This is a genomic window from Pseudoalteromonas sp. NZS11, from assembly GCF_015864765.1.
GTDB classification, from domain to species: Bacteria; Pseudomonadota; Gammaproteobacteria; order Enterobacterales; family Alteromonadaceae; genus Pseudoalteromonas; species Pseudoalteromonas arctica.
On record NZ_JADYWP010000016.1, the window covers coordinates 21,747 to 27,746 of the forward strand.

Consider the following 6,000-nt stretch of genomic DNA (forward strand, 5'->3'; position numbering starts at 1 on the left):
GTTTATTTACAAACTTAATCACTAAGGATAGATATGAAAGCTGTAATTCCAGTAGCAGGCTTAGGGACGAGAATGCTCCCTATGACAAAAGCTATTCCAAAAGAAATGCTCCCTATAGTTGATAAACCTCTAATTCAATATATTGTCAGCGAATGTGTATCTGCCGGTATTAAAGATATTGTATTAGTTACACACAGCTCTAAAAATGCAATCGAAAACCATTTTGATACAAGTTACGAGCTAGAAGCTACTCTTGAAAAACGTGTTAAACGTGCTTTATTAGATGAGATTCGCTCTATTTGTCCGCCTGATGTCACCATTATGAGTGTACGCCAAGGTGAAGCTAAAGGGCTAGGGCATGCTATTTTGTGTGCTAAGCCAATAGTTGGTGACGATAACTTTGTAGTGCTCCTGCCAGATGTGATACTTGATGCTTATACAGCGGACCAAAAAACTGAAAACTTAGCGGCTATGATTAAACGCTTTAAAGAAACTCAAGCAAGCCAAATAATGCTTGAGCCGGTAGCTAAAGAAGACGTTAGTAAATATGGTATTGCTGATATAAACGGTGTTGAGTTAATGCCAGGTAAAAGTGCTGCAATTAAAGCAATGGTTGAAAAACCTGATGCAGATTTAGCACCTTCAAATCTTGCTGTTGTAGGGCGATATGTACTGAGTAAGAATATTTGGCCTCTACTCGCAAAAACGTCTGTAGGTGCTGGCGGTGAAATACAACTTACAGATTCTATTGACGCATTAATGGCACAAGAAACCGTAGAAGCATTTCATATGAGTGGTCGTTCTCACGATTGTGGAGATAAGTTAGGCTACTTAAAAGCAATTGTTGAGTACAGTCTACGAGATGAAAAGCTAGGTAATGATTTTTCAAGTTTTATAAACGATTTGAATTTACCTTAATACAGCGCGTATTCTTCGTTCTATGGTAGGCTGTTTTGAGCTACTAAGTTAGCCTTACTTTTTATACATAGAAGTAGGCTACGTAGTACGATTATTACTTATTCTGTATTAATTTTTTCAAGGAATTACCATGATTGAGCCAGGCCAAGAATTACCAGCAGTTACGTTAACGCAATTAACTGACGACGGTATGCAATCTCTTACAAATAAAGAGTTGTTTGAAGGTAAAAAAGTCGTGTTATTTGCAGTACCTGGTGCGTTTACACCAACGTGTTCAAATGCCCATTTACCTGAATTTATTTCCCTTGCTGATAAAATTAAAGCAAAAGGTGTTGATGCTATTTACTGTGTATCTGTTAATGATGCATTCGTTATGAAAGCATGGGGCGACTCGCAAAACGCGCAAGAAATTACCATGCTTGCTGATGGCGATGGAAGTTTCACTAAATCGTTAGGGCTTGATAAAGATACCGCTAGTTTTGGTGGTTTACGCTCAACGCGTTACGCTATGGTTATTGAAAATGAAGTAGTAACTGGTTTATTTGTAGAGCAAGACAAAGAGTTTGTTGTAAGCCGTGCAGAATCAGTACTAGAGAAGCTATAACAGTAATAAAGTGTAGGTTTTAGCTTTAATTAATCAGCTACTTACTATTTAAAAACCGATGTTGGAAACAACATCGGTTTTTTATTTACGGCTCAAATTTTAAATTACGGTTGGTATTGTCCGCTAAGTGTTAAACCAGAGAAAGTGCTATAAGCGTTAACGCTCAAGTGCCAAGTACCTGCTTGTGGATTGGTAAATGTACATGTTTCTGCGTTGCCATTTTTATAAGGGCGACAATCGTACGTAGTGGTTGTTGGTTGGCTGCCATATTTTACAAATAAGTCTGCATCGCCACTTCCACCCGACGTTGTTACTGCAAACGTACTCATTCCTGCAGGTACATCTAACGTGTAATGTTTCCACTGACCGGTATTGGCTGTCACATCGCTTATAGTGCCGCCGCCAGCTTGTGGAGTGCCTGTACCGCCACCAGACGATGAACCACCAGTAATATTACCTACCAAGCTCACAGCTGAATACGCAGAGTAGCCGTTAAGCATTACGTGGTAAGTTCCCGCAGTAGGGTTATCAATAGAACACTCTTCGCTATTACCGCCTTTATAAGGGCGACAGTCATAGGTAGTAGTTGTAGGTTTACTGCCCGCACGTACGTATAAATCAGCATCACCAGTACCACCACTCATAGTGAATGTTACGTTAGTTGCACCGCTTGGTACGGTCATAGTGTAAAACGCTTGTGCATTTGCAGCCCCACTTAAACCTGTTTTAGCTTTACCATTAATAAGCTCGCTATCACCGCCTGTAGGCGGAGTAGTGCCGCCACTTGCAGCTGCAACAGCTGCGGCTGCATCAACAATACCCGTACCACAGCTAGTACATGTAGCAGGGAACGAACGGGTTGTTGATTTTAAAATACTTTCTATTTCGTCAGGCGTTGCATCTGGTTTTGCTTGCTTAATAAGTGCCGCAACACCTGCTACGTGAGGCGCAGCCATTGATGTACCTTGCGAATAACCGTAGCTGTCGCTTGAAGGTGTAGACGAACCTGAATTGTAAGTTGATAGAACACCTTCAGAGTCGTTTGCAAAGCTTTGCGCGCCACCCGGTGCTGCAACATCAATATTGCTACCGTAGTTTGAGTAATAAGCTCGGCCGCCATTACGACCTACTGAGGCTACGTTTACTACACCATTACAGTTACCTGGGTTGTAGTTTGCCGAGTTATCGTTATCGTTACCTGCAGCAATAACTACCACAGTGCCGTTACTGCGTGCTGTGTTAATTGCATTTTGAGTTGTCGAGCTACATGAACCGCTGCCGCCTAAACTCATGTTTATTACATCTGCAGGGTTTGAGTTAGCAGGAATGCCTGAAACACTTCCGCCAGATGCCCAAATAATACCGTCTGCAATATCTGAGGTTAAACCACCACACTTACCAAGTACACGAACAGGCACTACTTTTGCGTTATAAGCTACGCCTGCAACGCCTTCGCCGTTATTGGTTACCGCAGCAACTGTGCCGGCTACGTGCGTGCCGTGCCAGCTAGAGTTTTGTGCACCGTTAGTACCACATTCATTCGCAGCAACAGCATCACCAGGATCACGTGCATCGCTATCGCGACCACCGCCATCGTTAGCTACCGATAGGTTAGAGATCATATCGTAACCCGGTAAAATGTTAGCATTTAAATCGGCATGTGGGCGGTAACCCGTATCTAGTACAGCTACAACTACACCGCTACCCGTTGCGGTATCCCATGCAGTAGGTAAGTTTAAACCACCGGCTTGCTCGTAGTAGTGCCATTGGTCATCAAAGCGAGGGTCGTTAGGAGTTGAAAACGGCTTTAACATTTGATCCACTTCAATGTATTCAACATTGCCAGAATCAACCATTTCTTGCATAAACTCTTGGGCTTCTGCTGTACTTAATTTTTTATCAGCACGCATTACGTGGTGGTTATTAAGTGCCATTGCACGAATATATTTTGCTTTTACTTTGCCTTTTTTAGAAGCGAAGTTTTTGACAAAGCTTTGTGCGCGCTTTTTCATGCTAGACAGGCTTGCGTCTGCAGTTGAGAGGCTTGCCATTTCGTTATTATTTTTATATTTAATAATGAACTGAGTTTCGAAACTGCCTTGGCTTTGTAGTTTAGCCGATGTTTCAGCCATTGAACTTGAAACTGATTGAGCCATGCCAGATGTTGCTGCAAAAAGCGTACTAACTGTAATTGCAATTGCGCATCTTTTAAAAGTTTTACTAGTTGTCATAATTATCCCTAGATTTTTATTTATTATTTCGTGATATAAGATCACGATGCGGGAACAAAAGTAAACGATCTGTTAACCATGTTAAAATATCAATTTATTATGTACCTCTTTCATTTAGTTATAACCCAGGTTTTTAGCGGTTTACTCGTTGTTTAGTATTTGTCATATAAATTAAAAATAAGTATAAAGGGTTGTTTTATCGTGAGGGTAATTATTCCCTACTTATTACTGATGCGTTTTTGTTGTGTTATTACTAATAATTCAAATGCTGCGTTGTTAGCTATTAAACTTTGCTATAATCGAGCAAATTTTTTAATGAGATAAATAAATGACCCAAGTAGATGTAATTGTAATAGGTGCGGGAGCAGCAGGATTAATGTGTGCAGCGCAAGCTGGATACCGTGGCCGAAGCGTTACAGTACTTGATATGGGGAAAAAACCAGGTCGTAAAATTTTAATAAGTGGTGGTGGGCGTTGCAATTTTACAAATGAAAATGCAACCCCGGATAACTACTTATGCACAAACTCTCATTTTGTTAAATCATGCTTAAGTCGTTATACACAGCATGACTTTATTGAGCTGGTGGACAGACATGGCTTGGCGTATCACCATAAAACACTAGGCCAGCTTTTTTGCGATAACAATGCACAAGACATTGTTGATATTTTACTAACCGAATGTGAGTGGGCCGGAGTAAATATAAAGCTACGCAGTGAAGTGATCAGCGTATCAAAAACCGAAACCGGCTATAGCGTTACCACAGAGCAAGAAACCTTAACCTGTGAGTCGTTAGTTATAGCATCAGGTGGCTTAACTATGCCAAAACTAGGGGCTACACCAATAGGCTATAAAATTGCAGAGCAGTTTGGCTTAAGCGTGTTACCAACTATGGCAGCACTTGTACCATTTACTTTGCACCAGCACGATAAAGAGCGTTTTGAAGGGCTCTCGGGAATTAGTATCCCTTGTGAAGTTTCAAGCGAAGACGGCACTGTATTTAAAGAAAATATCCTCTTTACTCACCGAGGGTTATCGGGCCCTGCAATATTGCAAATAAGCTCATTTTGGCGAGCAGGGCAGGCTGTAACTATAAACCTATTACCTGAAATTGATTTAAGGCAGCAACTTGCTGATTGGCGTGAAACACAAGCCCAAAAGTCGTTAAAAAACAGCCTTGCGACTATTTTACCTAAACGCTTTATAGAAATACTGCACGAAAGCAAAGCGATACCAGATTGTAATATTAATCAGCTTACACATGCTCAAATAGATGAGCTGGTAAATTATATTCATGCGTGGCAAATAAAGCCTAATGGGACCGAGGGCTATCGTACTGCTGAGGTAACTTTGGGGGGTGTAGATACCGACGAGTTGAGCTCAAAAACCTTTGAAGCTAAAAAAGCTAAAGGCCTATACTTTATAGGCGAAGTAACTGACGTAACGGGTTGGTTAGGGGGCTACAATTTCCAGTATGCTTGGAGCTGTGGATTTGCTTGTGGGCAGTACGCTTAAGCTTAGGCTATAGACCCATTTAAGTAAGTTGATTGAGCGATAACGGTTGAATCGTTATCGCTAACACATACTTTATTGCGTCCATTATTTTTAGCCTTATATAGCGCTGTATCAGCCCGCTCCAATAGTTTTAGCACTGTATCGTCTTTTTGTATCGTTGCTAACCCAATACTTATAGTAAATGCTATATTTGTAATGGTGTTTTCGGCAATATATTTTCTCAGGTCATCAGCTTTTTTAGCGCTATCATTTAAAGAGGTGTTCGATAAAATAATAGTGAATTCTTCTCCACCCCATCGCGCAATAAGTGCATCATTTCCCATACGCATTTTTAATATTTTAGAAAATTCAGTGAGTACGTTATCGCCAACTAAATGCCCGTAGGTATCGTTTATATTCTTGAAGTGGTCTATATCGCAAATAAGTAAGCAATGCGGGGTTTTAAAAACGTCGTTTTTAGCAATTAACTGTGATAATTCAAAATCAAACTTTTGCCTGTTATAAAGCCCAGTTAACTTATCGGTTTCTGCTAAGTGTTGAATTTCTAAGTTACGGATAGATAATCGAGTGTATGCCGAAAACCGTGTTTTTTCGTAAAATCTAAAAATTAAAATACGCGGATTCAAATCTGAAGTGCATAACGTTTAGGCGGCTTTAGCCGCCAAGTGATCCTGCATCAATTTTGCAGGCGTTTCAAATCCAAGTGTCTTCCTCGGACGATTATTAAGTTGCTC

General features: G+C 40.6%; 5 protein-coding genes. 3 read left to right on the top strand and 2 right to left on the bottom strand.

Annotated elements, in window-relative coordinates; genetic code table 11:
• The first annotated feature begins 33 nt into the window (after positions 1-33).
• Together galU and I6E82_RS19375 are read left to right on the top strand one after the other, a co-directional pair.
• Positions 34-918: a UTP--glucose-1-phosphate uridylyltransferase GalU gene (galU, locus tag I6E82_RS19370; protein ID WP_165722154.1), complete on the top strand. Its 885-nt coding sequence runs from the start codon at positions 34-36 to the stop codon at positions 916-918.
• 130 nt (positions 919-1,048) lie between these two features.
• Positions 1,049-1,522, top strand: coding sequence for a peroxiredoxin (locus I6E82_RS19375; protein WP_197118503.1), 474 nt, complete (start codon positions 1,049-1,051; stop codon positions 1,520-1,522).
• 104 nt (positions 1,523-1,626) lie between these two features.
• Here the strand turns inward: I6E82_RS19375 and I6E82_RS19380 are convergent, their stop codons facing one another.
• Positions 1,627-3,753, bottom strand: a complete 2,127-nt coding sequence (locus tag I6E82_RS19380) for a S8 family peptidase (protein WP_197118504.1) — start codon at positions 3,751-3,753, stop codon at positions 1,627-1,629.
• A gap of 328 nt (positions 3,754-4,081) precedes the next feature.
• Between I6E82_RS19380 and I6E82_RS19385 the strand changes: the two genes are divergently transcribed.
• On the top strand, positions 4,082-5,266 hold the full coding sequence (locus I6E82_RS19385) for an NAD(P)/FAD-dependent oxidoreductase (protein ID WP_197118505.1): 1,185 nt from the start codon (positions 4,082-4,084) through the stop codon (positions 5,264-5,266).
• Between the two features lie 2 nt (positions 5,267-5,268).
• On the opposite strand, the gene I6E82_RS19390 is transcribed toward I6E82_RS19385, so the two are convergent.
• Positions 5,269-5,892 carry a GGDEF domain-containing protein gene (locus I6E82_RS19390; protein ID WP_231616962.1) on the bottom strand — a complete coding sequence of 208 codons (624 nt, stop codon included), beginning with the start codon at positions 5,890-5,892 and terminating at the stop codon, positions 5,269-5,271.
• Positions 5,893-6,000: the final 108 nt, after the last annotated feature.

Coding starts and splice junctions, on each gene's coding strand:
- galU (WP_165722154.1), top strand. CDS start 34: ATGAAAGCTGTAATTCCAGTAGCAGGCTTAGGGACGAGAATGCTCCCT.
- I6E82_RS19375 (WP_197118503.1), top strand. CDS start 1,049: ATGATTGAGCCAGGCCAAGAATTACCAGCAGTTACGTTAACGCAATTA.
- I6E82_RS19385 (WP_197118505.1), top strand. CDS start 4,082: ATGACCCAAGTAGATGTAATTGTAATAGGTGCGGGAGCAGCAGGATTA.
- I6E82_RS19380 (WP_197118504.1), bottom strand. CDS start 3,753: ATGACAACTAGTAAAACTTTTAAAAGATGCGCAATTGCAATTACAGTT.